This window comes from Ruegeria sp. D4, from assembly GCF_056534475.1.
In genome coordinates, this window is record NZ_JBQFPJ010000004.1 from 25607 (window position 1) to 51442 (window position 25836).

The following is a 25836-nucleotide window of genomic DNA, read 5'->3' on the forward strand; positions in this document are numbered from 1 at the left end:
CTTGATGTCGGGCCTGTTTGTCTTTTGCGGCTTTGCGGCCACAGCCGAACCGGTGGTCATCGCGGCGGTAGGGGATTCTCTGACGCATGGCTATGGCTTGCCCGAGCAGGAGGGATTTGTCCCTCAGCTCGGCCGCTGGCTTGAAGATCGCGGCGCCGAGGTGACGCTGATCAACGCAGGTGTGTCGGGGGACACAACAGCCGGTGGCGCGGCGCGTATCGAATGGACGCTGACACCGGAAGTCGATGGCGTAATCGTTGCCCTCGGGGCCAATGATCTGTTGCGCGGTGTTGATCCTGCGGTGTCGCGTGAGAACCTCGATACCATCCTGCAGACAGCCAAAGCGGCCGATGTCGAGGTCTTGCTGATCGGGATGGAAGCGCCGGGAAACTTTGGCCCTGACTACAAACAGGCCTTTGACGCCATCTATCCTGAATTGGCGCAGAAACACGGAGCGCTTTATGCAGAAAGCTTTTTCGCCGGCCTTGATGCCGGTGGCGATCCGACTGCCGCGCTTGGGTTCATGCAGGCTGACGGCATTCATCCCAATGCACAGGGCGTGGCCCTGATTATCGAGGCGCTTGGGCCAGATGTTCTCAAGCTGGTCGGGAACGCAAACCGATAGGAGCGCATCATGCCGGGGCGGTTTTTTCTGACGCGGCCCATTTCCGAGATTGCCCGGTTTCTGGGTGTGCCCGCTGAGGTGGCCGCTCAGCCGCCGCGTCATAACATTCAGCCGGGGCAGGAGGTGATGACCCTGACAAGCGCGGGGCTGGCGCCGATGCGCTGGGGCATGATCCCGGTGGGGCGGGTCAACGCGCGGGGCCGCCCGGTGATGGAGACGATCATCAACGCAAGATCCGAAACGGTGTTTGATAAGACGGCGTTTCAGGGTGTGGGCAGGGCTGTGATTCCTGTCGACGGCTGGTACGAATGGACCGGAGAGAAACGGCGCAAGACAGCGTGGCGCATTTCCTCGGTTGACGGCGCGCCGCTGATATTTGCGGCGATTACGGACACCTGGCAGGCCCCCGGCGGACTATGCGTCAATCAGGTTGCCGCAGTGACCTGCGAACCGAACGCCGACGTCCGGCCGATCCATCATCGCATGGGGGTTTTGCTGAACCTGTCCGATGTGCCGGGATGGCTGACCGGAACCGAGGCTGAAGCGCAAAGCCTTGCACGCCCGTGGCCAGAAGGGCGGTTAAGGATCGAGCAGGCTGCGGATGTGGATTGGTCAGCGCCCTGATCGGATTAAACCACACTGACCACCGTGCCCAATGGTACGCGCTGGTAAAGGTCGATCACATGCTCGTTCAGCATTCGGATGCAGCCGTTTGACACCGCCCGTCCAATGGTCTGCGGCTGTGTTGTACCGTGAATGCGGAAATAGGTGTCGACGCCGTTTTGGAACAGATAGAGCGCCCGGGCCCCCAGTGGATTGTCTCCTCCGCCGGGCTGGACATAATCGTTGTCCTTGAACTTGGCGTAAGTCACCGGTTCCCGCTCGATCATTTCGTCCGTTGGCCGCCACGTCGGCCATTCCTTCTTCACGTCGATTGTCGCGGTGCCGGTGAATTCCAATCCGGCTTTGCCGACCCCGCAGCCATAGCGGATCGCCTTGCGCGGCTCGGTCACGAAATACAGATAGAACGAGCGTGGCACGACCAGCAACTGACCAGGCTGAAACTGTTTCTTGATCCGGACCACCTGCGGCGTGGGGTCGTATTCGACGCCTTTCTTCTTGGCCAGGCTCATTCCCGGTGTGAGGCTGGCTGCTGCTGTCGATGCAAGAAATACACGGCGCGTGAACATGGTGGGCTCACCTATCCTTCATGAAAAACATGAATTCAGTCTCGGAAGGATACACCATCCGGTCAATCGCTGCGCACTGATAAAGGGATTGTGATGTATTTTGCGCGCCACAGTTCAAGGGCGCGGCAAGAAAAAGGGCGGAGAGATTCTCCGCCCTTTTTAACTGGTCAGGCCAGTTCGATATTGTCCGCGCTTTCGCGGCCGTCACGACCCGAGCGCAGCTCGTACGTGACTTTCTGGTTGTCGGCCAGACCGGTCAGGCCGGAACGTTCCACGGCCGAGATGTGTACGAAGATGTCTTTGCCGCCATCTTCGGGTGCGATAAAGCCGTAGCCTTTGGTGGTGTTGAACCATTTTACGGTGCCTGCTGGCATGTCCGTTGTCTCCTGTTTTGATGCTGCCCACGGGGTTGCGGCAGCCTGGCGTCGTCGGTCTGGATCGATAGACTGAGCGCCGGAAACGGAGACAGTAGGTCGAAATAGAAAAACGTAAGCAACCGGGATATGGCACCGCGCAGGGCGTGTGACAAGGGAGTTTGTGTTCTTTGTACAACGGTTTAAGGGCCTGCAGCGCGTTTTGAACGGTTTCCCGCCGAAGGGTTCGGCCCGAATCCCGCGCATGTCGAACCTGATACGGGGACCGCGATTTCAACAACCTGAGCAGGATTGACAGAAGCGCCTACCACCATGGACCGTGCCCGGGCAATCGTCAGTTGTGTCCCGAGTCGCAGAGCACCCGAAAAACTATAGGGTAGAGAAGCAGGGTTGCCCACAACCCTCAGATTTTATTCAGATATTACGATGTTTTGAAAAGCAGGTTTTTGGTGCTATAGTAACGCACATAACCGTGGGGGCGGATATGAGACTTGTTTGTACATTTGCGGTCCTTTGCTGGGCTGGTTCTACCGATGCATTGACTGTTACAGTTGATTGGGAAAGCCCGTTGCCTGATGGTATCGAACGGGAAACCAACCGGTTGTCCACGTATTCGAGCGAAAAATCCCGTGAGGATATGGAATGGGACATGTTCCGAATCATCCAGTCGGCAGCAACCTCTGATCGCCACCTCGAAGAAATTCGGCATCTTGAAGAGCTGGAGTTGGAGCAGGAGCAGGACCCAATCGAACAGGATCCCATCGAACAGGATGAGGAATTGACGGAAGTTACAGAGCCCGACTTCTGTGAATTGTGGTGCGAAGAGCCCGGGTCGGAAGGTACCGTGACAGAAGTGAATGTCTCTGCCGTCCCAATTCCGGCCACTGGGTTGTTGCTGATCGCTGCTTTGGCGGGATTGTTCGGGTTCAGACGGATGGGTGGCAGCCGGTCCGGTTAGGTTCGGCAACGAACGACCCCTTGGTATTTCGAAAGTGAATTGTGTAATCCGATGGAGCGGTGCTTTGGCGTCGCGCGGTCGCGTATGCAATGAGTCGCTGGATGGGTGGAACCGCCCGTCCTTCCGGTCCTTTACCGTTTCAGTCCACCCCTTTACGAGTTGGTAGTCATAGCTGCCGTAAACCGGATGTTTGTCCAACTATCGACGCGCGCGTATCCCCGGAGCCAGGTATTTATTCACCGTGTCCTTGGCTGATCGTTCGCCGGGCCTGTTGACGCGCGCGGTGGCGCATCTGAGGGCGGCCTTTGCGATGACGCAGAGGGAGCGGCCATTCTGGTGCGATGCGTTTGTTGTGTTGCCGGATCATTTGCACGCGATTTGGACCTTGCCGCCGGGGGATGCGGATTATTCGACGCGGTGGAGTGCGATCAAGTCGCGGTTTACGCGCGGGGTGAAATCCGGGGAAATGATGGAGTGAAACCCCATCTTACGCACGGAATCGAAAGTTGCGAAGGAAGATGCCGGGATTTGGCAACGCCGGTTTTGGGAGCATGTCATTCGGGATGAAACGGATTACCGCAATCACATGGCGTATTGTTGGGGGTGAGTGCCGATCCACCGCAGGTGGCGAAACATCCAGTGGACATTTCGAGGCGCGAACGGGCGGAGCCCCGGTCAATCATGGGTTGGTGGAGTATCCAACCGATTGGCCGTATTCGTCGATCCATCGTGATATCCGCGCAGGTCAGGTTGATCCGGAGTGGAGTGGCGTGGTCACCGATGGCACGTTCGGAGAGCCGTAGGATGGGGTTCCACCCCATCATTTGGGACGTCGGGTATGGAAGTGGTTTGATACGCAGGAATAGATTGTACCGGTGTTTGGGGATGATTGTTGAGTGAGAGATGGGGTGGAACACCATCCAATGTTTGCTAAGCTTGCCAAATTACACCGAAATGTGCTCAGATAGGCGATATTCAGCGTACGGAGAGCGCAAAATTGGTTTCGTTTGCTACTGTTGTTGGTCACAAGCTTTTTTGAATTTTGGGGTGCCACTGATTGCTGTGGCGGTGTCCATATTCGTAAAATCTGTATCAAGAAATGATGCTCACACGTTTGTTAAGAAAGAAGATTTTGCATTCGGTTTCGATCTGATGATCTCTTCGATGCTGATCTTTGTAACAAGTATGTCAGCAATGGCGAGCAGATTGGCCCTAGATCCCAAAAATACCGCGCTAAGTGAGAAGCTGGAAGGAGCCCCCTGGCTGATAGCTTCGTTCTTGATTGTGCTCTGGGGACTATCTACCCTTGTGCGAAAAATTGGCTGGGATGGTGAAGATCGTTTAAACTACCCTTGGGGGATCTTTATGCCATGCTTATTTGGTGTGTCGTAGGATGGACGCAAATATGAAGACGCAACTTCATGGCATTGACGCCCGGACCCTCTTGGCAATAGCTGCTTTATCGATTGGATCGGTTTCACTGTTGATGTTGGCCCAACCATTTCAGCTGTCGGTGAGCAGTCTTTTACTCGTAGTTGCAGGTTCTGCGGTCGGCGTCGCAGTCGCTGGCGGAGCGTTGGAGGTGCGAAAACTCCTGGCTAAACACAATTCCACACGAACTGTCCTTCTGGACCGCCTGGACAATGAAGAATCAAAATCTTTATTGTTCTCATATCACGACAAGGATCAGGAGGTGGCTGGCAAAGTTACTGAATTTTTGAAGCTAATGGAGTTTGAAGTACACCAACCCTCTAGCTCGTTGTTTTTATGGGACGACTCTATTGCGGAAAAACCAGTCGTTTTGTGTTCCTGCTATCGGAAAACTCGCTGCGTTCAAATTCTTTGGTGCATCAGTTGCACGATGTTTTGGGTTCAGGCAAAGAGGTTGTTTCCCTGAATCTGCAGCCGCTACCTACGTCAAACGAGCTCATAGCCAAAATTGTTGCGGATTTAGCTGGTACGAAAGCCGATCTTGGAAAGGGCGAGGTCGCTAAATATCACGTTAAGCATGTGGACTTCACTGGAGATATCCTCAGTTCTTTTACCGAGCTTCGCGAAATTCTGAACGTTGAAAAGCCTAGGCCAATCAAGACAATTGAGGCAAAGGTGGAAAGTTAAGTGCCAAACCCTTTGTTTGGCACTTAACTCAGTTTGAAAACCTACCGCGCAAACTTCTTATGCTTCAACCGCTTGGGCTCCAGCGCGTCTGGTCCCAGACGGCGCTTTTTGTCCTCTTCGTAATCCTCGAAGTTGCCCTCGAACCACTCCACATGGGCATCGCCCTCAAAGGCCAGAATATGGGTGCAAATCCGGTCGAGGAAGAAACGGTCGTGCGAGATGACCACAGCGCAGCCGGCGAAATCGACCAGCGCGTCTTCCAGCGCGCGTAGGGTTTCGACGTCGAGGTCGTTGGTGGGTTCGTCCAGCAGCAGGACGTTGCCGCCCTCTTTCAACAGGCGGGCCATGTGGACGCGGTTGCGCTCACCCCCTGATAGCAGAGAGACCTTCTTCTGCTGGTCGCCGCCCTTGAAGTTGAAGGACGAGCAATAGGCGCGGGAATTGACCTGTGCGTCGCCCAGCTGGATGATCTCGGCGCCGCCGGTGATCGCCTCCCACACGGTGTCGTTGTCTTTCAGGTCGTCGCGGGACTGGTCGACATAAGACAGCTCGACCGTGTCGCCCAGCGTGATGGTGCCGCTGTCGGGCTGTTCCTGACCGGTGAGCATCTTGAAGAGGGTCGATTTACCGGCACCGTTGGGGCCGATGACGCCGACGATACCGCCGGGGGGCAGGGCAAAGTCCAGCCCTTCGATCAGTTGCTTGTCGCCCATGTGTTTCGACAGGCCTTCGACCTCGATCACCTTGCCGCCAAGGCGCTGGCCGTTGGGTATGACGATCTGGGCGCGGGTCAGCTTTTCGCGTTCGGACTGTTCGGCCAGCTCGTTATAGGCGTTGATCCGGGCCTTGGATTTGGCCTGGCGGGCCTTTTGACCCTGACGCATCCATTCCAGTTCGCGCTGCAGGGTCTTTTGCTTAGACTTGTCCTCGCGGGCTTCCTGCTCGAGCCGTTTGGCCTTTTGTTCCAGCCATGCGGAGTAGTTGCCCTCGTACGGAATGCCGCGGCCGCGGTCGAGCTCCAGAATCCAGCCAGTAATGTCATCCAGGAAATACCGGTCGTGGGTGACGATCAGGATGGTGCCTTTGTAGTCGATCAGGTGCTGTTGCAGCCAGGCGATCGTTTCGGCGTCCAGGTGGTTGGTCGGTTCGTCCAGCAGCAGCATGTCGGGCGCTTCGAGCAGCAGCTTGCACAGCGCCACGCGGCGTTTCTCACCACCCGAGAGGTTTGCGATGTTGGCATCGTCCGGCGGGCAGCGCAGCGCCTCCATGCTGACGTCGATCTGGCTGTCGAGGTCCCACAGGTTTTCCGCGTCGATGGCGTCCTGCAGGGTGGTCATTTCCTCCATCAGCTCGTCCGAATAGTTCTCGGCGATCTCCATCGCGATCTCGTTGAAGCGGTCGACCTTGGCCTTTTTCGCGGCCACGCCCAGCATGACGTTTTCGCGGACAGTCAGGGATTCGTCCAGCTGCGGTTCCTGCGGCAGATAGCCGACCTTGGCACCTTCGGCGGCCCAGGCCTCACCGGTGAAGTCGGTGTCGAGACCGGCCATGATCTTCATCAGCGTCGATTTACCTGCGCCGTTGACGCCGACGACACCGATTTTCACGCCGGGCAGAAAACTCAGGTGGATGTTTTCAAAGCACTTCTTGCCACCGGGATAGGTCTTGGAGACACCCTGCATGTGGTAGACATATTGATAGGCGGCCATGTCGCGTCCTCTGGGTCGGGAAATTGGGTTGGAACGGTAGATATCCAAGCGGGACGGGCGGGGCAAGCTGGTGGTTTCGTGAATTTCGTTCACGGATCGCGACGGGTATCGTGGCCATGGTTGAAGGGGAGAGTGTTTTGTCGGAACTGGCAGGTTTGATAGCTGGATGGGCGCAGCCCGGGCATGTTGATTGGATCGGCTTGCGCCCTGACCAGCGGGCCGCGATGATCCCTGTGAAACAGGTTCTGGTATCCGAGGCCGGACCCGAGGGCGATCGGAGCCGTGCAGGTAAACGCGCGGTGTCGCTGATCCAGCAGGAGCATCTGGCGGCGATTGGTGCGTATCTGAGACAGGGGCCTGTTTCGCCGGACATTCTGCGGCGCAATCTGGTGGTGTCGGGGATCAATTTGGCCGCGCTCAAGGGGCGCGAAGTGCAGGTGGGTGAGGCCATTTTGCGGTTCACCCTGATTTGTGCGCCTTGCAGCCGAATGGAGGAGGCGCTGGGCAAAGGTGGCTACTCAGCCGTGCGCGGACATGGCGGCTGGTGTGCCGAAGTGGTGCGATCCGGGCAGGTCCGCCTGGGCGACGCGGTGCAACCAGTTGATTGACAAGCCCGACCGAATTTGAACATCAGCAAAGAATGAAGCGGCATTCGATCCCTTTTGCGCGGCCCGGGCAGGTCGTGGGGCTGTTCGGTGGATCCTTTGATCCGCCGCATCGCGGTCATGTGCATGTGACGCTTGAGGCGATGAAGGCGTTCGGGTTGGATCGTGTGTGGTGGCTGGTTTCGCCGGGCAATCCGCTGAAAGAGCGCGGCCCTGCGCCGCTGGAACGGCGGGTTCGGGCGGCAAGGGCGGTCATGCGGAACCCAAGGGTCGAAGTCACGGATATCGAGGCGCAGACGGGAACGCGGGCGACGGCGGATACTCTGGCGGCGTTGCGGAGGCGCTATCCGCAGGTCAGGTTTGTCTGGCTGATGGGTGCGGATAATCTGGCGCAGTTTCACCGCTGGAAAGACTGGCGGAAGATCATGGACAGTGTACCTGTGGGTGTGGTCGCGCGGCCCGGTGACCGGATATCGGCGCGGATGTCTCCGGCAGCGCGGGCTTACGCAAGCTATAGGATTGACGGGCAGGCGCGGCATTTGCTGGGGCGGGCCAGCGCCCCGGCCTGGTGTTTCGTGAATGTGCCGATGGTCGATGTCAGCTCGACCGAAATACGCGGGCGCGGTGAATGGGCAAATCAGGTGTTGCCGGAATAGCCCCCATGGCTACATAATCCAGTGCGGGCGGTTGTTTGGGCGAAAACTCTGGGATTTTAATTGACCTATGGTTGATCGTTATTCGCGTCGATTCATTCTTGGCGGGCTTGGGGCCGCGCTGATCCCCGCTACCGGACTGGCTGGGGCGCCGCTGGTGTCACTGCGCCCACAGATGCGCGGGCCGGAGCTGAACGGTGTCGAACGTGTTGTCCGCGCAGCCGGACTGCAGGGTGAGGTCGTCTTTGCCGTCGCCGATGCGGAATCCGGGGCGCAGCTGGAAGGATATGGCGCGCAGGACGGATTGCCGCCAGCCAGCGTGGCCAAGGCGCTGACGGCATTGTATGCGCTGGATGTACTGGGGCCAAAGCATCGGTTTGAAACCAGATTGATGGCGGACGGACCGGTCGAGAACGGTATTCTGAAGGGCGACCTGATCCTTGTGGGCGGCGGCGATCCGCTGCTGGATACGGATGCGCTGGCCAGCATGGCGGCCAATCTGCGCGAGGCCGGGATCACCGAGGTGCGCGGCGCGTTCAAAGTGTATGATGGCGCGCTGCCCTACGTGAACAGCATCGACCCGGGCCAGCCGGATCATCTGGGCTACAGCCCGGCGATCAGTGGCATATCGCTGAATTTCAACCGGGTTCATTTCGAATGGAAGCGCGACGGCAAGGGCTATGATGTGGCCATGGATGCGCGCAGTGCACGGTATAACCCGGCCGTCGACATGGCGACGATGCAGGTCGAAGCCCGCAGTTTGCCGATTTACACCTACCAGCCCAGTGCGCGGCAGGACCGGTGGACTGTTGCCAAGGCGGCGTTGGGCAATGGCGGCGCGCGGTGGCTGCCCGTTCGAAAGCCGGCGCTATATGCGGGCGATGTGTTCCGCACGCTGGCGCGGGTCAACGGCATCGTTCTGGGCCGGGTTCAGGTCACACGGCAGGCGCCTGAGGGCACGATTCTGGTGGTGCACCAGAGTGACTCGCTGGAGAGCATCCTGCGGGGAATGCTGAAATACTCGACCAACCTGACGGCCGAGATGGTCGGGTTGGCGGCCTCACGGGCGCGGGGCGCGCGGCCGCAGACTCTGGCTGAATCCGCGTCCGAGATGAACCGATGGGCGGCTGAAACCTATGGTGTCGAGCGGATCGCCATGGTGGATCATTCGGGTCTGGGCGATGCCTCGCGCATGGCACCCGGCGATCTGGTCAAGGCGCTGGTTGCGGCGCGCAAGACAAATGTGCTGCGCCCGTTGTTGAAGCCCTTCACCCTGACCGACAGCAAAGGACGCGCCGTGCGGGATCACCCCGTCAAGGTAGCCGCCAAAACCGGAACGCTGAATTTCGTTTCCGGCCTGGGCGGGTTTTTGACAACGGTTGACGGAACCGATCTGGCCTTTGCCATCTTTACCGCCGACGTGGACCGGCGCGCCACAATTCCACGTGCGCTGCGCGAACGCCCCGAGGGTGCGCGCAACTGGAACAGGCGCTCGCGAAAGCTGCAGCGCACGCTGATCGAGCGCTGGGGGTCACTTTACGGCAGTTGAACTCAGACGGTGTGGCGGGCGCGGGCCCCCCGCTCGATTGCGGCGGCGTGCAGACGGTCAACGTCCAGTTCGTACCGGATTTCCTCGAGCAGGCGCAGTTCGGTTTCCGCAAGGGTGCCATCGGCGGCTGCAACATCGCAGGCCAGCGCGTAGGCGGTTTCGTTCAGCCGCTCGGGCAGGTTTTCCCGGATCAGGCCAAACAGGGCGTCCAGGCCGTCTTCCTGTTCGAACAGGTCAAACACGATCTGTGACACCCGGCGGGTACGGTCGATGTCGTAATCGGCAAAGACCGGCAGCATGTTGACGGCGGTTTCTATCTTGACCAATTCGGCAGTGCGGATGTTTTCGTCCGAGGCCGAGACCGCAACCATGATCGCCACGAGGCAATCCTGCGGGGACATGGGATGTGCAATTTGGTCGGTCATGGCCTGTTCCTGACTGGTTTTTCTGAGTGGGCACGATAGGAGGGCACGCAGGCAGGTTCAACACCTTGTTTTCTGTGACTTGGTCGGGGAATGCCCGCGGTTCGTATCCGGAATGCCGCTCCGGACGGATCAGCTTGTGTTCACCCGGCCGCCGACATCCTGAGGTGCCAGAGCCACGGTTTTGATTACGGCGTAACAGGTGCGTCCCGGGGCCAGGCCCAGGGCCGACACCGACCGGCGTGTGACGCGGGCCAGAACCGGGCCCGCGGGGGTTTGCACCGATACGATTGCCCCCGGACCGTCACCGGCGCGGATCGTATCGACCGTGCCTTCCAGGACGTTCAGGGCCGACAGACCTTCGGGTTTTCGGTCTGACAGGATGACTTCCTGCGCCGGGATGCGAATGCGCAGGTTTTCCCCGACCCGGTGCGGGATGCGAGGCAGGAACAGGCGTGCACCGCCCGCGTCCAGTTCGCTCAGCCCGTCGGCGTGGTGATCGTGGACCCGAACCCGCAGCACCGCGCCGACCGCGCGCACACCGGCAGGTGCAACAGAAGGGTCTGCCAGCACGTCCGAGGCGGGACCGTGCCGCACGACCTTGCCGTCCTGCAAGGCCACAACCGAGGTCGCCAACCGGGCCACCTCGGCGGCGGAATGCGTGACATAGAGGATCGGCACCGATACTTCGTCCCGCAGCCGCTCGAAGTAGGGCAGGATTTCCGCCTTACGGGCTTCATCCAGCGCGGCGAGCGGTTCGTCGGCCAGTATCAGGCGGGGGCTGGCCAATAGCGCCCTGCCGATGGCAACACGCTGCTTTTCGCCACCCGACAGGCCCGAGGGGCGGCGATCTAGCAGATGACCAACGCCCAGCATTTCGATCACTTTGCCGGGATCTTCACGGTGCGCCCTGCGGGGCGCAAACCAGCGGCCGTAAGCCAAATTCTGGCGGACGGTCAGATGCGGAAACAGTCGGCCTTCCTGAAAGATATAGCCAAGACGTCGCCGGTGAGGTGGCAGCCACAGTCCCTGATCCGTGTCGAACAGAACCCAGTCATCCACGGCCACCCGCCCCGCCCGGGGACGCAGCAGACCGGCCACCGCATTCACAACGGTGGTCTTGCCGGAACCCGATCGCCCGAACAGGACGGTCACACCGGGCGGTGCGTCAAAGCTGAGGTCCAGATCGATCCCCGGCAGTTCCTGTTGCAAGCGGACAGAAAGGCTCATGACCCGGCCACCCGTTCCGCCGCGCGGCGGCCGACATATTCGGACAGGAGCAGCGCGCCCATGGCAATGATGATGGACACGATGACCAGCCGGGTTGCGGCGGCCTCACCGCCGGGAACCTGCAGAAAGGCATAGACTGCGGATGGCAGCGTCTGTGTCTGACCGGGGATGTTGGACACGAATGTTATGGTGGCCCCAAACTCACCCATTGCCTTGGCAAAGGCCAGAATGGCCCCGGCGATGACGCCCGGAAGGATCATCGGCAGGGTCACGGTGGCAAACACCATGGGCCGTGAGGCCCCCAAGGTCGCACCTGCCTGTTCCAGTTTGGGGTCCACCGCCTCAATCGACAATCGGATGGCGCGAACCATTAAGGGAAAGGCCATGATGCCGGCGGCCAGCGCCGCGCCGGTCCAGCGAAAGGCAAACACGATGCCGAACTCGGCCAGGAAGCTGCCTAGTGGTCCCTGAATGCCGAAGGTCAGCAACAACAGATATCCGGTCACGACAGGTGGCAGGATCAGGGGCAGATGCACCAGCCCGTTCAGCACCTGCCGCCCCGGAAAGCGCCAGCGTGCCAAGGCGTAGGCCACAAAAATGCCAAACGGCAGCGTGGCCAGTGTGGCCCAGAACGACACCCGCAGGGACAGTTTCAGCGCCTCAAGCTCTTCTGGTCCCAACCAGCCCATCGGCGTTACCCGTTCGGCAGGGAAAAACCCTGCGCGGCAAAAACGCCCTGAGATGGCGTAGATTGCAAGTGTTCGAGAAAGGCCCGACCTGCCGGATTGGCGGTTGCGGTCAGGGCGGCGGGATAAATGATTGGGGGGTGCAGGTCACCCGGTATCGCGGCGACCACGCTGACCCGGGTTTCGGCCTGCGCATCGGATCGGTAGACAATGCCCAGCGGGGCTGCGCCGCTTGCGACCAGCGCAAGTGCGGCGCGCACGTTGTCGGACTGTGCAACCTGTTCCTGCACATCGTCCCACAGGCCGAGGCTTTGCAACGCGGCCTTGGCATAGACGCCCGCAGGGACGGCATCGACCAGCGCCGTGGCCAGATACCCGCCGTCCAGCGCGGTCATCAGATCGAATTCAGCGGACAGGTCCTGCGCGGGTGCCTGACGGGAAGGGCCTATCAGCACAAGACCGTTGCCCAGAAGATCGATACGGGAATCGGGCGCAATCAGCCCCATGTTCTGCAACTGATCCATCCAGTCCTGATTGGCCGAGATGAAAAGATCCGCCGGTGCGCCCTGCTGAATTTGCCGCGCCAGAACTGAGGATGCGGCATAAGACACCGTCACCTGATGCCCGGTCCGGTCTTCGAAAGCAGGGACGATTTCATCCAGCGCCGTCTTGAGGCTGGCCGCCGCAAAGACCAGAACACCCTCGGCCGTGGCCCGCACCGGAGCCAGCGTCAGGGTGCCAAGGACCAGGGCCGCAATAAGAAAACGGCAGGCGCGGGTCAGGATCATGCGCATTCCTGTGGTTTCAGTCCTTTCGGGAATATCGGAGGCAGCAGGGAACACGCAAGCGCCTTTCCCTGCGGCGAAGGAATTTGTGGGCCAGTGGTCTGACGAAATCGCTGATCTGATCCGGTCCGTTCCTGTCCTTTGGCGCAAGAATTTGTTCCGGACCCTCTTGCGCCCGCGCGCAGGCTTGGCTACATGCACCGTCACGGGTGATTAGCTCAGTTGGTAGAGCGCTTCGTTTACACCGAAGATGTCGGGAGTTCGAGTCTCTCATCACCCACCATCCTTCAGCCCTGATGTTCTGGCGTATTTTCAAATAAAGACGCGACAACGCCACTTTGCGTTCATCGCGGGTGTTTGTTGTTGGTCTAACGTGAATAGAACCCGTCACGAAGCTCTTGTCGCAAACGCAGACGCTCGGGGTATTCTTTCAGAAACTGTTTGGGCGGCTTGCCTTCCCAGACCTGCGCGTAGACCCTCATCTTGTTGCCGCCATAGATCTTTTCGAGATCCTCGTTGGAATAGCCGCGCGCCCAAAGATCATCCGTGATGGCCGCCAGGATCTTGGCGAGTTCACCGTTGCCGGTGGCTCCTTTGTTGAAGGCGTCGATCATGTATCCGCCATCATCGTACATGCTTGCATTTGCAGTTGCGAACTGCACGACGAGTTCGAGCGAGAACATGTCATCCGTTGCGATCCCGACATGGTCGACACCCACAAGCTGGACGTAATAATCGATCATATCTGCGGCCTGTTTGGGCGAGATATCCTCGGGCCAGACGCCGTCCATCATCCATTCGGTGAACGTCGGCGATACGTATCCGCCCGACTTGGCCGCGCGCAGCGCCTCGTCGTCGGGAATGGCCCTATAACACCCGCGTGCCGTGGCATTGGGTTCGTTTGCGTAAAGTCCGGCAGGCACAGAATGCGTGTAGACATAAGGCACGCCGGGGTAATTCTCGTCCATATAGTCCATGGCGTCGTTGGCGGTCTTGGAACCAGTATGGCTGAGGTCCAGCAGGATGCCGAACCGCACCATTTCATCGATGACGGATTTGCCCCAGGGCGTAAGGCCGATGTCACGTCCGTTGTAGGCTGCTAATTGTCCCGAACCCGTTCGGAAAATATCGTTGTAGGCCAGGATCATGCTCTTGACCCCCATATCCTTCAGCAACGCCATCTTCCTGAGATCGCCATCCAGGATCGTTGCCGTTTGGCTATTCCAGATGACCGCCGTCTTGCCTTGGATATGGGCGGCCTCGATGTCGCGTGTCTCGTTCACGATCAGGTAGTTTTCAGGCTGTTGCGCCATGGCTGCGCGGAAATGGTAGTGCTGCTCAAGCAGGGATTCAAAGGACATGCCAGCGGCTGCCAGCGTCATCTCATGCCCCGTGATGCCATTGTCCCGAGCACGTTCAAAGTAGGTGTGCAGCTGTTCGTACTCGGTCCAGCCGGTGCCATAGGGGCTGGCCAGCATGCCCAGAACGATTGTGTCCTTCACGAACTGCCTGGCTTCATCTGACGCGTCCCATGTCTTGCTTTCTTCACTGGCAAGCAACGCGCCACCAAAGATTATTGCCAGGGCGCTTGCGGCCAACAGGGTCTTCATTACGGAATCTCCCTTGTTATTTGTTGTTCAGGACGTCGGGCGAGCCTCAGAAAACGATCCGGGTTCGCAGACTGAACAGCGTGATATTATCCTGATTTGGGTTCAGCAACGGATTGGAAATGAACTGCACCGATGGCGTGATCTGCAGGCCGGGCGAAATCGAAAAGCGATAGAAGGCCTCGACTGTGAACTGGTCTCCGTCGATGCCGCGGGCTTCGGCCCAGTTCAGGCCCAACCCGGCCAGATCGGTGTTTCGGCCGTAATATCCCATGCCGGCCGAGACCGACCGTTTGTACAGCGCGGCCGTCCCTTTCGCGGCCCCGGCACGCAGGAACGGCATCCATTTGTTGTCCACAAACCAAGCGGCGGAGAACGCACCGCCATAGTCTTCGGGGCGGCTGCCGTCGTCGGCGGCATCCGCGTGCCAGAGGGTAAGATGGACATTGTCAAAATAGATGCGGTCGAAGCCGGATGTGTAACCAAGTTCGAGCGATTTGAAGAGATTGCCATCGCTGAAAACATCAAAATCCGGGTCGGACGGGTCGGCATTGGCATCGGCGACACTGGCGACCAAATAAAGGTTGCTGTTGAGCTTGAGGCCCCCGGCAATACCAAGCCCTGGATTTGGGGCATTGATGGTTGGATTGGTGTTGAATGCCAGGTTTTGAAAACCGCTATAGGGGCTGACCAGACCGTAGACATCAACGAAGTCGGTCACATCGATCTGACCAAACTGTAAGGTCCACGCCCCGTCGTCGGCCCTTTGCGTCCAGAACAGATTGGTCAGCAGCAGGCCTGTGTCATTGAATGCCGTCCCGGTGATCGACAGGGCGCCGCCGTCCAGTCCAAGAAACTGCGGCGCAACATCCGTATAGCTGTGCCGGTGCTCGATCTTAAATGTCAGAGAGCCACGCTCGGTCGCTTGCCAGTTTCCGTAAAAGCGCGCGATGCCGCTGGCCGCCTCGCCGGTTCCCAGATCGGCATTCGTGGTTTGGCCCAACGCCAGATAATCCAGGTTGAACCGAACCCCGTTCTCGGCCAGCCGATCTTTCCAATTGAACCAACCCGGCGCGATGTTGCGCGGAAAATCCGAACGGTATTGCGGGTCGGTCAACCCGTCCCCGGGTTCAAGATCGGCCTCAACGGATGAAGGTCCTGACAGCCCCTGCGCATTGGCTGCAGCAGCGGTCGCGATGACAAAAACGGCGGCAATCAGGTGCCTGATCATTCGGAAATCCTTGCCCCTCCGGTCTTGCGGTCGCCCGCCGCGCGGAGACGATCTGCTGCCTGCTTTTTCCACTCCAGCCTGTCTGCCTCTGTTTCCAAAGTTTCGACGCTGTCCGTCTCCAACTGGAAAGTTGCGCGCATGGGCACAAGTCCATCGACAACCATCAGTTCCTGATCCGAAGGATCAATTGTCAGCTTTCCGGTTAGTCGCACAGGTTCATGAACATAGCTGGGCGTCCAGTCGCCGTTCAGCCGCACCCGGATCATCTGGTTGGGCACAGGAGGGGGCATGTGGCTGCACATTCCGCGTTCCGGCACCAAATAGGCCACGGGCTGGCCGTCCGGGTCGCTGGGTGCGGGAATTGCAAAACCCGCCAGCGTAATTGTCTGACCGTCGAATTGCGGGTTGCCGGCAGTCCCCGCCTTTCTTCGGCGTTCAGTCACGACTTCCCGCTGATCCAGCAGCCAGTCGACATCCACACCACCGGCCAGCAAGGCATCCTCGGTCTCGGTCAGAAGCTCTTGCCAGTTCTGCCGTTCTTCGGCGCTGCCTTTGTCCTGCTGCAGCCTGCCGCGCAACCGCACAACAAACAGAACGTCGTCGAATTGTTCGGGGCTGAGGTCCCGGTACGGGTCCTCGAATTCCTGCACGGACGGGTCGGGCAAATCAGCCCAGTCCAGCGCTGTGCCCGACATCGCCACCGCAGATTGAGCGCACCAGGACATGGCTGCGACGACAGCGAAGAAAAACCAGTGACGCATTAAGAACCTCCGGGTGATTTCTGCGTTCAATCCAGCGTGTTTTTGTAAATTACACCGTCCTTCATGATCACGCGAATGGTTTCCGGGCTGTCGGGTCTGGGATCAGCACCGAACCATTGATCCCCGGTACCAACCACCGAGAAATCCTCGAGCGGGTTGCCATCGATCAGCAGAATGTCGGCATAGGCGCCTTCTTCGATCACACCCAGCTTGCCGGCGGTATACGGGTTCATGAAGTCGCCCGACAGCGCCACAACCTCGCCGCCGGTCGACGTCAGCGTCACCAATGACGTGTAGGGACCGAAGAATTCGTTATTGAGGTGCTTCTCGTAGGCGATCTGGATGTTGCACGCCTCGACCGAGCCGACGCAATCTGTCTGGAACCCACGCTTGACCGGGCATTCTTTCATGTTGTCGATGTAGCCGGCGAAAGTGGCCGAGGCCGATTTCGCCTTGGCGAGGCTGGAGGGCACATTGGCAACCGCCGGAATATCCAGCAGGCCGGGGTCGAAGGCTGTCAGGTTCGTGGTGATGTAGGCCCCTTTCTCGTTCATGAGCTGGGCAATTTCGCAGTCAAACGAGAAGCCATGTTCTATCGACATCACACCTGCGTCGAGCGCACCCAGGATCGCTTCCTTACGATAGGAATGCGCCATGACGTAGCTGCCGTACTCATTTGCCACCTGCACTGCGGCTTTGATCTCTTCAGGGGATCCCGCCAGCAATTGCCAGGGGTCGAATGCCGAAACCACACCGCCGGACTGCATGAATTTCAGTTGCGTCGCACCCATGCGAAAATTGTTGCGCGCGAATTTGTAGACGTCGTCAACGCCGCTGACCTCCTGCGCCAGGTTCAGGCGGCTCATGTTGGTTTCCGAACCCGGCGGCGCGGTGAAATTCGCAAAGTCGGCGTGGCCACCCCGGGTTCCGATGAACGCACCGGACGGATAGTAACGCGGGCCCTCGATTTGACCCGAGTCGATTGCCCTGCGAAGCCCCCCATTGGCCCCGCCCGCATCCCTCACAGTGGTGAAGCCCTGCATCAGGTACATCTCGGCCATCCGGGCGCCGTGAATGGCGAAGTCTTCCCACGTCGTGTTGGCCTCCATCGCCGGAAGCGTTGGGCCCATCAGCATGAGATGCGCATGCAGCTCGATAAAGCCGGGGGTTAGAGTTCGTCCTCCGCCATCGATCACGGTGGCATCCGGTGCCTCGATCGCATCGGTCGAAACGGATTTAATGAGGTTTCCCTCGACCAGAACGCTGGCATTCTCGATGCGCTGCTCATTCACACCGTCGAAGACATGGACATTGGTAAACAGCGTCTGGGGCGCTTTTTCGTCTTGCGCCTGTGCGGCCAGAGAAGAGGAAAACGTTACCGTGACAACGGCCGCTGAAAGAAGGAAGTTTTGTAAGCCGGACATGAGAAACCTCGTCATATTCAGATCCTTTTAGACTAGCCCGAAAGGGCTTGGACCGGTTGCCACTTTTTCAGTAGGATGTTCGAATGTGGCAGGAAAAGTGGCTACTCGCCTAAACTTGCCGCATGAGCCGAAGGGGACGATCGTGCCTGTCAATTCTACCGCCGGGGACCATAGCGAGGGCTTTATTCGGCTGGCATTGGCCGCGCCGTTTCTACGGTACCTCACCGACCGCAGGATCGACCCGCGGCCGGCCCTGGATCAGGTGGGCCTCAAGGCCGAATTGTTGTCCGATCCATCCGTCTATGTGCATTCCGAGCTGGTTTTCGGACTTCTGAATGTGTTTTCGGAATTGGCGGGCGATCGGTATCTCGGGCTTCATGTTGGCGAAACCTTCGATCTGCAAGGCTGGCCGCCTTTTGCGCAGGCGCAGCAATCCTCAAAGACGTTGTTCGAGTTTTTCGCCCATTTCGTGCGGCTTGTGCCGCAGGAATCCAGCTCGGTTCGGCACAGGCTGATCGTGGATGCGGACAAAGCGACCTATCGGGTCGAGCGGCAACAAGAGCCCGCGGTTCCACCGATCCAAGTCACCGGTTTCGGCGCCGCAATCTATGTGAGGCTTCTGCAAACCGTTGTTGGCAACTCGTGGGATCCAACTGTCGTGCGATGGGAAAGCCGATACATCAATGGCTTGCCGATCGCCTACAAAGGGATCGAGGTTGGTCTTGGGGCCGACCCCGGAATGCAGCTAAGTTTCCCTGTTGAATGGTTGTTTTTGCACCATGTTTCAGTGGGTTATGTCGCCCCCAAAGTCTCGGCACGACAAGAGGAAGAAGTGACCGTGGTGGCCGCATTGCGATCCGTCTTGCGCGACAAACTGGATGAAACGGATTTGGGACCAGAGGTGGTGGCCGGGTTGCTTGGCATACAGCCGGATCGGTTTCTGAAGGCACTTCAGCAACAAAGCACAACGCTGCCGCGCGAAATCAAACGGCTGCGCATCAATGTAGCAAAGGAACACCTGAAGGACGACAAAAAGACAATCGCAGAGATTGGTCTGATGCTGGGTTACTCGGACAAGTCCCATTTCACGCGGTTTTTTCGAAGCCAGACTGGAGTGACACCAACCAAATTCCGGCTTGGATCTGGCTGAAGCACAAAAGTCCGGACTGGCGGTTCGCGGCCTTTCATAGGCATGTCCGTCAAAAGCCGACAAGAATTCGTAACACATTCTCTCAGAAGGCATCTTAGGGTTGTGAGGTCTCGAGTTCTGCTCGCTATCCCGTCAGAAACCGCCCCCCAACAGGACCAAAGCTGTTTGCGCCGGAGAAATTGAACTTTGTATTTGTGCGATTTGACTGCGGGCCAGATACCTGTCGGTCAAAAGGCCAACGGCATCCGGATCTGAGAATTGAGACAGATCGTCGGAACCGGTCAGGCGGGACAACTTGTCTTTGAAAACCTGAAGCTGTTTGTCGATATCAAGCTGTGCGAAACTTGCTGGCAGGCCCAGCGCCGTTTCCATCATCTTGCGCAGGGGCGGCAGGCTCATCAGATCAAACCACTTGGTGTCCGCGCTCCCGCCGCTTGCCGCCAGATCGGCCAGCGCGTGCTGCGCATAAAGCGAGATTCGCAACGTTTCGTCGCTTTCGCCCACCGCAATCTCGAACCGGGAAACCACGTTGTTGCGTGCTATTTCTTCCATCTTCGCGATTAGGCCGGTTTTTCTGATTTCTCCTGGCCCCAGGCCAAAGGCTTCGGAGAACGCGCGATACCTTTTGTCGGACAAGCGATTGGACAGCGCATCATCGGCCTGGGTGCCGTCTGACAGGATCTTCTGAATGAAAAACCGATTGTTCAGGTCGTTCTCCAGCCCAAACGCCCCCAGCGCAACCTGTAACAGGCGGCGGTCAGACACCAAATCTTCTGCCGCTTTCACTTTGCCGATGTTGTCCAGAAAATACCGGGCCTCGCGGTCATTGACGTTGGACGTGCCGAAGCTTTGCATCTGCGCGTCATAGGTACGCTGCAGGAAGCGCCAACCGACCAGTCCGCCCGATGGTATGACCGGCTGAAAGCTCATCACTGATACGCCATCAGCCGCGCTTCCCGCGGCAGCAGGGATCTGAGCGCTTTCAGGCATTTATAGTGCTGTCCGGCGACAAGGGCCTGCGTTGCCTCGGCCAGAACCCGTCGGCTGTCGGCGTCGGTGAACACCTGGCTCAACTCCTCGACCCGGCGCAGCAATTGTTGGCGGGCCTGATCCGGATCCATATCTCCGGACAAAACAAGCTGAGCCGCGTAGCATACCCGTCGGACAGGTGTATTGACCTCGTCCGGATGAATGGCGTCCCGCAACCGCAATACATTTGCCTCCGGCGTCATGATCGAGAACCGGCTGCGCCGGTCTCCGTTTTCGATCACCACCCCGTTGATTAGCACCCGTTCCTTTGGGGCAAGCTTCAGAACCAGCCCGCTCATCTTGGGTCTCCGTTTTGGCGAAGACCGCGCAGGACGGCCATGTTGATCTCAAGCAAAGGGTCCACCATTGCGTCGTTGCTTAGCACTTTGCTGCTGTGCTGTTCCGTGAACTCGGCCAGATAGAATATCCGGGCACGCAGTTCGGCGGGCAACGCGTTTTCTGAATCTGAAACACCGCTGGCAAGCACCGACCACAACCGCCGGTTTTCGTGCAGCGCATGAACAAACCCGCCATAATCCGCATTACGGCGCGCGGATGCGGCCTTCAGCCTGTGAGTGATCTTGGAAATCGCCTCGTATTCCGTGTCGCGCGGCGTTCGTGTCGGTGCAGCGGTTTGAGCATAAGCGCGTTGGGCTAGAGTGAGAGGGGTCACATGAAATCCTTCCAGCAGGTCGTCTTCAGGCTGTCTTTGCCGGGGCGGATCGCGCCCGCCCCGACAAGGTTTGGATATTACCGGAACAGCGACAGGATCGACTGCGGTGCCTGGTTGGCGATCGAAAGCGACTGGGTGGCCAACTGCTGCTGTACCTGCAGCGCCTGCAGGCGCGCCGAGGTCTCTTCCATGTCGGCGTCGACCAGCGAGCCGATCCCAGATTTGAACGAGTCCGCAAGGTTCGAAATGAACGCTTTTTGGGTTTCGATTCGACCCTGCGATGAGCCAAATGCCGCAGATGCGTCAATCGAAGTGTCGATCAGCGATTCGACTGCTGCCAGGGCGGCGGTCGCTCCTGCTCCGGTGGAGACATCGATCCCCGCCAGCGCGCCCAGGCCGCCGGATCCGGCGTTCACGTACTGGGCCGAGAACGAGATATCCTCGCCGGTGCCATTGGTCACGGACAGTGTCCCCGCAGTGCCTGAATCGTAATCGACGGTCAGGCCGGTAATGCCCAATTCCTCAATCTTTGCTTTCAGGCCTACGGCGACCAGATCGCCGGTAGTGGTCGCAGCGGCATCCGCTGCCGACACCGTGTAGGATACAATCTGATCGTCAATCGCGACGACAACCTTGTCACCGGCGGCGAAGGCGCCGCTGGATTCATCCGTCACCAGGGCGGTGGCGGACGTGGCGCCATTGTCAATTGTGGCCCCCACGCGGTCGTTGCCGGTCGACGCGCCGGTCGAGCCATCGAACACCTGCGCCGCCACATAGCCGCCCGTTGAAAGGTTCTGGCCTGCAACCGTGATGGACGACGCCGTTACCGCACCGGTATTGTCGCGATCCAGAGAGGCCAGGATTGACGCCGACCCGGCTGATCCGTTCACCAGATTCAGGCCGTTGAACTGGGCTGCGCTGACCACAGACGCGATCTGGTCCTTCAATGCGGTCACGTCGTCATTGATCTTGCTGCGATCAACGTTGTCTTCCTGCGCGGCAACGATCTTGGCCTTCATTTGGGTCAGCAGATCCGTCACCGTCTCGGACGCATTGCGCGCCACGGCGACCGTCGATTCACCCAGTGCGAGGCTGTCCTTGATGGCGTTGAACCCCTTGACGTCCGACTCCATCACCTTGGAAATTGCCCAGACGGCAGAGTTGTCCTTGGCAGTCGCAACGTCTTTGCCTGTCGAGATCGCGTTCTGGGTCTGTGCTAGGTTCTTGTTGACCGACTTCAAGGTTTGCAGCGCCACCATTGCGCCGTTGTTTGTCAGAATACTGGACATGTCATTCATCCTTCTCCGTTCGGGCATTTCGGGCCCATGCTGTCCCGCCAAATTGGGCGGGCTTTGATGTCTTTCTGACGGATGCGATGCGCCGTTCGGTCGTTCGCGCCACCTGCTGTTTCCAGATGCAGGCTCACTATTGGTGCCGATCCCCTAACGGAGTGCTAAAGCGAAATGCCGCTAAAATTCCGATTTGAATCAAACCTGCGGCTATGCCCGTTTTTCCAGCTTTGCACTGCGCCGAACGGAAAAGCCGCTGCGTTGCCCGTCTGCCCCATAGGTGCTGAACTCCTGCTGAACACGGCGCAGCTCGGCGATGCGGCCAGCCACCGACCGGATACCTTCGGCCGCGCTTTTCAGCAGATCCTGATTCCGCGAAACCTTGCCTTGAACCCGCATCAGTTCATCCCGGCGAAATACCTGCAGGTCATTGATCGCGTTAATCAGTTTCTCTTTCTCGGGCTCCAGATGCGCCACGCGATTCAGATCACCTTCGGTAAGCGCGTTGCGCTCAAGCTCCAGGACGTTTTCCAGTGATTTCAGCAGGTCAACGTTTCGTTCAGTCGGCATCGGTGTTCTCCATCATGGCTTTCAACAGGATCTCGGACAGGCCCACACCGCCCGACAGGGCCAGTTGCTTTGCCTGATGTTGGACCAGAAAGGTCGAAAACTGATCTTCCCCTGCTCCGCCACCAAAGGTCTTTCGTGTTTCGCCCAACCCGGCGGATTTCAACATCTCGGCCAGAAACGTGGCCTCGAGCTCGACCGCGGCGGCCTGCAACCTGGTCAGAGGCGAAGACGGCTGAGGTGAGGCGGAAGGGGCGGCGATCTTCATGGCTTTCTCCGAAAATTCGATCGAACTTTCCTGATCAAAGGGGAAAGCGGTTAAAATAAACCTAACTTCCGCAAGGCAGGTTTCCGGATACGCAAACGGAGCCCGGAGCAAAATGCCCAACCCGATTCTGATGTCCACCCCGTCAAAATCTGTGCCCGCCAAAGCGAACGCGAACCCGCACCCGCGTGGTGACGTCAAAAAGGAGGCGACCTTCCAGGACATTCTGGAAGGGGAGATCGACACGACCGAGACCGGGGTTGATCCCGAAGCCCCTGAGGTGACTGACGCGGTGCCAGAGCTCGAAAATCAATTGCCGAGGGAACAGGCCGAACCGCAAGCGACGCCGGAACAGCCCGCTCGCCCGGCACCTTCGGATGTGCTGGCGGCCGACGCTCCAGAAGTTGGTGGGGGACCGGATGACTGGACGGGGATTTCCGTGCCGCCGGACGGGGGGACAGACTTCAACGCATCAGTAGAACCTCGGGCGGAAACCGCTCAGGCTTTGAGTCACCCCGTGCAGAGGGTGGAAATGGCTGATCAGGTCGGGCGCAAACCGTCATACTCTCCCATGCCCGCAAACCCTGAAGCTGCGCCGATCCAAGCGGCTATGTCTTCCCTGATAGACAAGCACGTGGTGGTGACTACCACTACCGGGTCTGAACCGAAACAGCAGGGGGTCAGTGCCAACCTTGCGGAGATACCTCAGGGGGATAGTTCGGTCGCTTCAGAATTCAGGCCCGCACCCGCCCGTACCAACGGCGCGGCAGCTGCACCGGGCTTTGCTCAGATGCAATTGCTCGCGTCAGCCAAATCGGATTCCAAGACCGAGCAGTCAGCGGTTCAGGAACTCGACATTTCACAATCGCCGGGTGACACCCGTTCACCTGTCGCGACGCGCGAAGCATCACTTATGAGCAGTCCACCGCCCACTCCCCGCGCAGATATCGCGCGAGCCATCGCAGGACAGATGGCCGCCGTCCTCTCGTCAAGGCCCGGCACCGGAGCCGTTGAGGTCGCCCTGAACCCAGAAGAATTGGGACGGGTCTCGATTGTGTTGAACGGACGCGAGGACGGGTTGCACATGAGCATTACCGCTGAGCGTCCGGAAACGCTGGACCTGATGCGCCGGCATATCTCGGTTCTGGAAAGCGAGTTTCAGAAACTCGGTTTTGGGGGGCTGTCCTTCGAGTTCGGTACATCCCCCGATGCAGGACACGGCGGGTCGGACGCCCATCGCCCTGCAAGCGTGGACAACGGATTGGCCGAGGCCGACCAGATCCTTGACCCGTCCGTTCCAAAAACAGGCCCTTCAAGGGGCATCGACATAAGGCTTTGACGCATGATCACACCCGCCCAATCCGTCACGCAGTCTACGGCTCAGCCGCCTACTGCGGCAAAATCCCGGGCATCTGCCCTGACATCAGATTTTGAAACCTTCCTTTTGATGCTGACAGCACAGGCCCGCAATCAGGATCCTTTGGAACCCCTGGATTCGTCCGAATACGCATCCCAGCTGGCGCAGTTTTTAATGGTTGAGCAACAGGTCCAGACCAATGATTTGCTGACCAGCCTTGCCATGGCGATGACAGGAGCCAATCCCGAGCAACTTGCCAACTGGGTCGGAATGGACGTCCGGTCTGCTTCGGCGTTTCAGTTCGATGGCCAGCCTGTCACCCTGTTTGTCGAACCGGAGCCGGCTGCAGACCAAACCTTGCTGGTCATCCAGAATGCCGAAGGCGCTGTTCTGCAGCGGAAAACTCTGCCCGTTACCGAAACCGAACTGGACTGGGCCGGGGTGGAACCGTCCGGCAATCCTCTGCCTTCGGGCAGCTATTCCGCTACACTGGAAAGCTACAAAAGCGGCGAGTTGATATCGCGCAAGCTGGCCTCGGCCTACACGCGCGTTGTCGAGGCTCAGGTCGCGGAAGGAACGGTTCTTTTGATTCTGGAAAGCGGTGCGGCGGTTCCCGCCGGCGATGTCACCGGTATCCGAACCGGCGCTTGATCTGCCGGGCCGTACAGGCCAAAGGTTGGCAAAGCCCGACTCGTTATTAATCCCGGTAAAGCCCCTGTCCCGTCCGCTTCTTCCTCCGACCGACCTTGTCGATCACCTCTGCCGTCAGAAGCTGATCGCGACCGATGCACAGTTTGAGACGCTTTATGGTGGTCGCACCAATCAGGTGTGGAAGGTGCTGGGCGAGGAGTACGACAGGGTGCTTAAGCTATATCGCACGGCACTACGAAACCCTCTGTTCCGCAACGACGCGGGTCTGGAAGCCGGTTGTCTGCAAGCGCTGGCGCATACCGGGTTCGTACCGCGCCTGCGTGGTTCGGGGCAGTACGGAATGGATCGATGGGTTTTTTATGACCACGCCCCCGGATCGCCCTGGCAATCCGGGCCGGAAGAGGTCGCGTCGCTGCTGAACAGGCTGCATTGCCTGCCTCCGGCGGTCGAGGCCCCGGACGGTTGCAACGGCAGCGCCGATCTGGCCCGTCATGGCCAGCAAATCCTTGAAGCCTGCACGTCCGCAGACCGGTCCCGGCTTGAGGGTTTGAAGCCGGTCGGGCAGGTCGCTGCTTTGCCCCATCGCTGCCTGATCCACGGGGACCCGGTTCCGGGCAATATCCTTGTTGCATCATCGGGCTTGACCCTGATCGACTGGCAATGCCCGGCTTTGGGGGATCCGTGCGAAGACCTTGCCCTGTTTCTGTCGCCCGCAATGCAGGTTCTGTATCGCGGAGCAGCTTTGACGCGGGATGAAGAAGACCGGTTCCTGTCAGCCTACCAAAACGCAGCGGTTACGGATCGGTACCGGAGCCTGCGCCGCTGGTACACGTGGCGCATGGCGGCCTATTGCCTGTGGCGCAAGGAAAATGGCGCACCGGATTACGCAAAAGGGTTCGAATTGGAACTGGCCGCGCTTTGATCTGTG

General features: G+C 59.1%; 32 protein-coding genes and 1 tRNA gene. 15 read left to right on the forward strand and 18 right to left on the reverse strand.

Annotated features, from left to right (window positions below; all coding sequences use genetic code 11):
* Positions 1-4: 4 nt before the first annotated feature.
* On the forward strand, positions 5-625 hold the full coding sequence (locus tag ACR0MI_RS07705; protein WP_170614445.1) for an arylesterase: 621 nt from the start codon (positions 5-7) through the stop codon (positions 623-625).
* A gap of 9 nt (positions 626-634) precedes the next feature.
* Positions 635-1249 (forward strand): SOS response-associated peptidase, encoded by a 615-nt coding sequence (locus ACR0MI_RS07710; protein WP_170614162.1) that lies wholly within the window; start codon positions 635-637, stop codon positions 1247-1249.
* Between the two features lie 5 nt (positions 1250-1254).
* Here ACR0MI_RS07710 and ACR0MI_RS07715 read toward each other — a convergent pair whose 3' ends face one another.
* Both ACR0MI_RS07715 and ACR0MI_RS07720 read right to left on the reverse strand, forming a co-directional pair.
* The gene (locus tag ACR0MI_RS07715) at positions 1255-1815 is read right to left on the reverse strand and encodes a L,D-transpeptidase (protein WP_170614163.1); all 561 of its coding nucleotides are present in this window, start codon (positions 1813-1815) and stop codon (positions 1255-1257) included.
* Positions 1816-1982: 167 nt separating this feature from the next.
* Positions 1983-2189, reverse strand: coding sequence for a cold-shock protein (locus ACR0MI_RS07720; RefSeq protein ID WP_170378838.1), 207 nt, complete (start codon positions 2187-2189; stop codon positions 1983-1985).
* 538 nt (positions 2190-2727) lie between these two features.
* Here ACR0MI_RS07720 and ACR0MI_RS07725 point away from each other — a divergent pair.
* The 5 genes from ACR0MI_RS07725 to ACR0MI_RS07745 all read left to right on the forward strand — a co-directional run bounded on the left by ACR0MI_RS07725 (position 2728) and on the right by ACR0MI_RS07745 (position 5265).
* Entirely contained in the window at positions 2728-3147 is a 420-nt protein-coding gene (locus ACR0MI_RS07725) for a hypothetical protein (protein WP_480440795.1), read from the forward strand.
* Between the two features lie 241 nt (positions 3148-3388).
* The gene (locus ACR0MI_RS07730; protein ID WP_480854054.1) at positions 3389-3625 is read left to right on the forward strand and encodes a transposase; all 237 of its coding nucleotides are present in this window, start codon (positions 3389-3391) and stop codon (positions 3623-3625) included.
* A gap of 85 nt (positions 3626-3710) precedes the next feature.
* The gene (locus ACR0MI_RS07735; RefSeq protein WP_480440799.1) at positions 3711-3950 is read left to right on the forward strand and encodes a hypothetical protein; all 240 of its coding nucleotides are present in this window, start codon (positions 3711-3713) and stop codon (positions 3948-3950) included.
* 244 nt (positions 3951-4194) lie between these two features.
* Positions 4195-4539 carry a hypothetical protein gene (locus ACR0MI_RS07740; RefSeq protein ID WP_170815840.1) on the forward strand — a complete coding sequence of 115 codons (345 nt, stop codon included), beginning with the start codon at positions 4195-4197 and terminating at the stop codon, positions 4537-4539.
* A gap of 375 nt (positions 4540-4914) precedes the next feature.
* A complete protein-coding gene (locus ACR0MI_RS07745) occupies positions 4915-5265 on the forward strand; it encodes a hypothetical protein (protein WP_480854057.1) in 351 nt (116 codons plus the stop codon).
* Between the two features lie 41 nt (positions 5266-5306).
* On the opposite strand, the gene ettA is transcribed toward ACR0MI_RS07745, so the two are convergent.
* Positions 5307-6974 (reverse strand): energy-dependent translational throttle protein EttA, encoded by a 1668-nt coding sequence (gene ettA, locus ACR0MI_RS07750; protein ID WP_010442471.1) that lies wholly within the window; start codon positions 6972-6974, stop codon positions 5307-5309.
* A gap of 137 nt (positions 6975-7111) precedes the next feature.
* Here ettA and ACR0MI_RS07755 point away from each other — a divergent pair, with 137 nt between their 5' ends.
* From ACR0MI_RS07755 to dacB, 3 genes are all read left to right on the forward strand, one after another.
* Positions 7112-7582, forward strand: a complete 471-nt coding sequence (locus tag ACR0MI_RS07755; protein WP_480440802.1) for an MOSC domain-containing protein — start codon at positions 7112-7114, stop codon at positions 7580-7582.
* Between the two features lie 32 nt (positions 7583-7614).
* The gene (locus tag ACR0MI_RS07760; protein ID WP_170614167.1) at positions 7615-8235 is read left to right on the forward strand and encodes a nicotinate-nucleotide adenylyltransferase; all 621 of its coding nucleotides are present in this window, start codon (positions 7615-7617) and stop codon (positions 8233-8235) included.
* Between the two features lie 67 nt (positions 8236-8302).
* Complete coding sequence (dacB, locus tag ACR0MI_RS07765; RefSeq protein WP_480854060.1) at positions 8303-9781, forward strand: D-alanyl-D-alanine carboxypeptidase/D-alanyl-D-alanine endopeptidase; 1479 nt, start codon at positions 8303-8305, stop codon at positions 9779-9781.
* A gap of 2 nt (positions 9782-9783) precedes the next feature.
* Here dacB and ACR0MI_RS07770 read toward each other — a convergent pair whose 3' ends face one another.
* The 4 genes from ACR0MI_RS07770 to modA form a co-directional block, all read right to left on the reverse strand.
* Complete coding sequence (locus ACR0MI_RS07770; protein ID WP_170614169.1) at positions 9784-10206, reverse strand: tellurite resistance TerB family protein; 423 nt, start codon at positions 10204-10206, stop codon at positions 9784-9786.
* 129 nt (positions 10207-10335) lie between these two features.
* Positions 10336-11433 (reverse strand): molybdenum ABC transporter ATP-binding protein, encoded by a 1098-nt coding sequence (gene modC, locus ACR0MI_RS07775; protein WP_170614170.1) that lies wholly within the window; start codon positions 11431-11433, stop codon positions 10336-10338.
* Positions 11430-12122, reverse strand: a complete 693-nt coding sequence (modB, locus tag ACR0MI_RS07780; RefSeq protein ID WP_170614171.1) for a molybdate ABC transporter permease subunit — start codon at positions 12120-12122, stop codon at positions 11430-11432. Before modB ends, modC begins: the two co-directional genes overlap by 4 nt.
* Positions 12123-12127: 5 nt before the next feature.
* Positions 12128-12907: a molybdate ABC transporter substrate-binding protein gene (modA, locus tag ACR0MI_RS07785; RefSeq protein WP_170619294.1), complete on the reverse strand. Its 780-nt coding sequence runs from the start codon at positions 12905-12907 to the stop codon at positions 12128-12130.
* A 204-nt stretch (positions 12908-13111) separates the two neighbouring features.
* Here modA and ACR0MI_RS07790 point away from each other — a divergent pair.
* A tRNA-Val gene (locus ACR0MI_RS07790) sits at positions 13112-13187 on the forward strand.
* Positions 13188-13272: 85 nt separating this feature from the next.
* On the opposite strand, the gene ACR0MI_RS07795 is transcribed toward ACR0MI_RS07790, so the two are convergent.
* From ACR0MI_RS07795 to ACR0MI_RS07810, 4 genes are read right to left on the reverse strand one after another with little or no spacing between them, the layout of a single operon-like run.
* Positions 13273-14514 carry a membrane dipeptidase gene (locus ACR0MI_RS07795; protein WP_170816973.1) on the reverse strand — a complete coding sequence of 414 codons (1242 nt, stop codon included), beginning with the start codon at positions 14512-14514 and terminating at the stop codon, positions 13273-13275.
* A 46-nt stretch (positions 14515-14560) separates the two neighbouring features.
* On the reverse strand, positions 14561-15742 hold the full coding sequence (locus ACR0MI_RS07800) for a carbohydrate porin (protein ID WP_170619292.1): 1182 nt from the start codon (positions 15740-15742) through the stop codon (positions 14561-14563).
* A complete protein-coding gene (locus tag ACR0MI_RS07805; RefSeq protein WP_170614174.1) occupies positions 15739-16503 on the reverse strand; it encodes a DUF3299 domain-containing protein in 765 nt (254 codons plus the stop codon). The genes ACR0MI_RS07800 and ACR0MI_RS07805 overlap by 4 nt, the downstream gene beginning before the upstream one ends.
* Before the next feature lie 26 nt (positions 16504-16529).
* Entirely contained in the window at positions 16530-17942 is a 1413-nt protein-coding gene (locus ACR0MI_RS07810; RefSeq protein ID WP_480854067.1) for an amidohydrolase family protein, read from the reverse strand.
* A gap of 127 nt (positions 17943-18069) precedes the next feature.
* Between ACR0MI_RS07810 and ACR0MI_RS07815 the strand changes: the two genes are divergently transcribed.
* Positions 18070-19077: an AraC family transcriptional regulator gene (locus ACR0MI_RS07815; protein ID WP_170619291.1), complete on the forward strand. Its 1008-nt coding sequence runs from the start codon at positions 18070-18072 to the stop codon at positions 19075-19077.
* Positions 19078-19209: 132 nt separating this feature from the next.
* On the opposite strand, the gene ACR0MI_RS07820 is transcribed toward ACR0MI_RS07815, so the two are convergent.
* The 7 genes from ACR0MI_RS07820 to ACR0MI_RS07850 all read right to left on the reverse strand — a co-directional run bounded on the left by ACR0MI_RS07820 (position 19210) and on the right by ACR0MI_RS07850 (position 22903).
* Positions 19210-20007, reverse strand: coding sequence for a DUF1217 domain-containing protein (locus tag ACR0MI_RS07820; RefSeq protein WP_170614177.1), 798 nt, complete (start codon positions 20005-20007; stop codon positions 19210-19212).
* A complete protein-coding gene (flbT, locus tag ACR0MI_RS07825) occupies positions 20007-20405 on the reverse strand; it encodes a flagellar biosynthesis repressor FlbT (protein ID WP_170614178.1) in 399 nt (132 codons plus the stop codon). The genes ACR0MI_RS07820 and flbT overlap by 1 nt, the downstream gene beginning before the upstream one ends.
* Positions 20402-20779 (reverse strand): flagellar biosynthesis regulator FlaF, encoded by a 378-nt coding sequence (flaF, locus tag ACR0MI_RS07830; RefSeq protein WP_170614179.1) that lies wholly within the window; start codon positions 20777-20779, stop codon positions 20402-20404. The genes flbT and flaF overlap by 4 nt, the downstream gene beginning before the upstream one ends.
* Positions 20780-20856: 77 nt before the next feature.
* Positions 20857-22068, reverse strand: coding sequence for a flagellin N-terminal helical domain-containing protein (locus ACR0MI_RS07835; RefSeq protein WP_170619290.1), 1212 nt, complete (start codon positions 22066-22068; stop codon positions 20857-20859).
* 5 nt (positions 22069-22073) lie between these two features.
* A complete protein-coding gene (locus ACR0MI_RS07840; RefSeq protein ID WP_480440811.1) occupies positions 22074-22205 on the reverse strand; it encodes a hypothetical protein in 132 nt (43 codons plus the stop codon).
* 73 nt (positions 22206-22278) lie between these two features.
* Positions 22279-22638 (reverse strand): flagellar biosynthesis protein FlgN, encoded by a 360-nt coding sequence (locus ACR0MI_RS07845; protein ID WP_170816982.1) that lies wholly within the window; start codon positions 22636-22638, stop codon positions 22279-22281.
* Positions 22628-22903 carry a rod-binding protein gene (locus ACR0MI_RS07850; protein ID WP_170614182.1) on the reverse strand — a complete coding sequence of 92 codons (276 nt, stop codon included), beginning with the start codon at positions 22901-22903 and terminating at the stop codon, positions 22628-22630. Before ACR0MI_RS07850 ends, ACR0MI_RS07845 begins: the two co-directional genes overlap by 11 nt.
* A gap of 112 nt (positions 22904-23015) precedes the next feature.
* Here ACR0MI_RS07850 and ACR0MI_RS07855 point away from each other — a divergent pair, with 112 nt between their 5' ends.
* The 3 genes from ACR0MI_RS07855 to ACR0MI_RS07865 are packed head-to-tail and all read left to right on the forward strand — an operon-like array spanning position 23016 to position 25830.
* Positions 23016-24239, forward strand: a complete 1224-nt coding sequence (locus ACR0MI_RS07855) for a flagellar hook-length control protein FliK (protein WP_170816970.1) — start codon at positions 23016-23018, stop codon at positions 24237-24239.
* Positions 24240-24242: 3 nt separating this feature from the next.
* Positions 24243-24908: a flagellar hook capping FlgD N-terminal domain-containing protein gene (locus tag ACR0MI_RS07860; protein ID WP_170619288.1), complete on the forward strand. Its 666-nt coding sequence runs from the start codon at positions 24243-24245 to the stop codon at positions 24906-24908.
* Positions 24880-25830 (forward strand): aminoglycoside phosphotransferase family protein, encoded by a 951-nt coding sequence (locus tag ACR0MI_RS07865; RefSeq protein ID WP_170816968.1) that lies wholly within the window; start codon positions 24880-24882, stop codon positions 25828-25830. Before ACR0MI_RS07860 ends, ACR0MI_RS07865 begins: the two co-directional genes overlap by 29 nt.
* Positions 25831-25836: the final 6 nt, after the last annotated feature.

Excerpts from the sequence above, each read along its gene's own strand:
- ACR0MI_RS07855 (WP_170816970.1), top strand. The coding sequence starts at position 23,016 with ATGCCCAACCCGATTCTGATGTCCACCCCGTCAAAATCTGTGCCCGCC.
- ACR0MI_RS07845 (WP_170816982.1), bottom strand. The coding sequence starts at position 22,638 with ATGCCGACTGAACGAAACGTTGACCTGCTGAAATCACTGGAAAACGTC.
- ACR0MI_RS07800 (WP_170619292.1), bottom strand. The coding sequence starts at position 15,742 with ATGATCAGGCACCTGATTGCCGCCGTTTTTGTCATCGCGACCGCTGCT.
- ACR0MI_RS07795 (WP_170816973.1), bottom strand. The coding sequence starts at position 14,514 with ATGAAGACCCTGTTGGCCGCAAGCGCCCTGGCAATAATCTTTGGTGGC.
- ACR0MI_RS07745 (WP_480854057.1), top strand. The coding sequence starts at position 4,915 with ATGGGACGACTCTATTGCGGAAAAACCAGTCGTTTTGTGTTCCTGCTA.
- flbT (WP_170614178.1), bottom strand. The coding sequence starts at position 20,405 with ATGAGCGGGCTGGTTCTGAAGCTTGCCCCAAAGGAACGGGTGCTAATC.
- modB (WP_170614171.1), bottom strand. The coding sequence starts at position 12,122 with ATGGGCTGGTTGGGACCAGAAGAGCTTGAGGCGCTGAAACTGTCCCTG.
- ACR0MI_RS07835 (WP_170619290.1), bottom strand. The coding sequence starts at position 22,068 with ATGTCCAGTATTCTGACAAACAACGGCGCAATGGTGGCGCTGCAAACC.
- ettA (WP_010442471.1), bottom strand. The coding sequence starts at position 6,974 with ATGGCCGCCTATCAATATGTCTACCACATGCAGGGTGTCTCCAAGACC.
- ACR0MI_RS07865 (WP_170816968.1), top strand. The coding sequence starts at position 24,880 with ATGTCACCGGTATCCGAACCGGCGCTTGATCTGCCGGGCCGTACAGGC.
- ACR0MI_RS07770 (WP_170614169.1), bottom strand. The coding sequence starts at position 10,206 with ATGACCGACCAAATTGCACATCCCATGTCCCCGCAGGATTGCCTCGTG.
- ACR0MI_RS07860 (WP_170619288.1), top strand. The coding sequence starts at position 24,243 with ATGATCACACCCGCCCAATCCGTCACGCAGTCTACGGCTCAGCCGCCT.
- modC (WP_170614170.1), bottom strand. The coding sequence starts at position 11,433 with ATGAGCCTTTCTGTCCGCTTGCAACAGGAACTGCCGGGGATCGATCTG.
- ACR0MI_RS07720 (WP_170378838.1), bottom strand. The coding sequence starts at position 2,189 with ATGCCAGCAGGCACCGTAAAATGGTTCAACACCACCAAAGGCTACGGC.
- dacB (WP_480854060.1), top strand. The coding sequence starts at position 8,303 with ATGGTTGATCGTTATTCGCGTCGATTCATTCTTGGCGGGCTTGGGGCC.
- ACR0MI_RS07805 (WP_170614174.1), bottom strand. The coding sequence starts at position 16,503 with ATGCGTCACTGGTTTTTCTTCGCTGTCGTCGCAGCCATGTCCTGGTGC.
- ACR0MI_RS07715 (WP_170614163.1), bottom strand. The coding sequence starts at position 1,815 with ATGTTCACGCGCCGTGTATTTCTTGCATCGACAGCAGCAGCCAGCCTC.
- ACR0MI_RS07735 (WP_480440799.1), top strand. The coding sequence starts at position 3,711 with ATGAAACGGATTACCGCAATCACATGGCGTATTGTTGGGGGTGAGTGC.
- ACR0MI_RS07820 (WP_170614177.1), bottom strand. The coding sequence starts at position 20,007 with ATGAGCTTTCAGCCGGTCATACCATCGGGCGGACTGGTCGGTTGGCGC.
- ACR0MI_RS07810 (WP_480854067.1), bottom strand. The coding sequence starts at position 17,942 with ATGACGAGGTTTCTCATGTCCGGCTTACAAAACTTCCTTCTTTCAGCG.
- ACR0MI_RS07710 (WP_170614162.1), top strand. The coding sequence starts at position 635 with ATGCCGGGGCGGTTTTTTCTGACGCGGCCCATTTCCGAGATTGCCCGG.
- modA (WP_170619294.1), bottom strand. The coding sequence starts at position 12,907 with ATGATCCTGACCCGCGCCTGCCGTTTTCTTATTGCGGCCCTGGTCCTT.
- ACR0MI_RS07705 (WP_170614445.1), top strand. The coding sequence starts at position 5 with ATGTCGGGCCTGTTTGTCTTTTGCGGCTTTGCGGCCACAGCCGAACCG.
- ACR0MI_RS07760 (WP_170614167.1), top strand. The coding sequence starts at position 7,615 with ATGAAGCGGCATTCGATCCCTTTTGCGCGGCCCGGGCAGGTCGTGGGG.
- ACR0MI_RS07850 (WP_170614182.1), bottom strand. The coding sequence starts at position 22,903 with ATGAAGATCGCCGCCCCTTCCGCCTCACCTCAGCCGTCTTCGCCTCTG.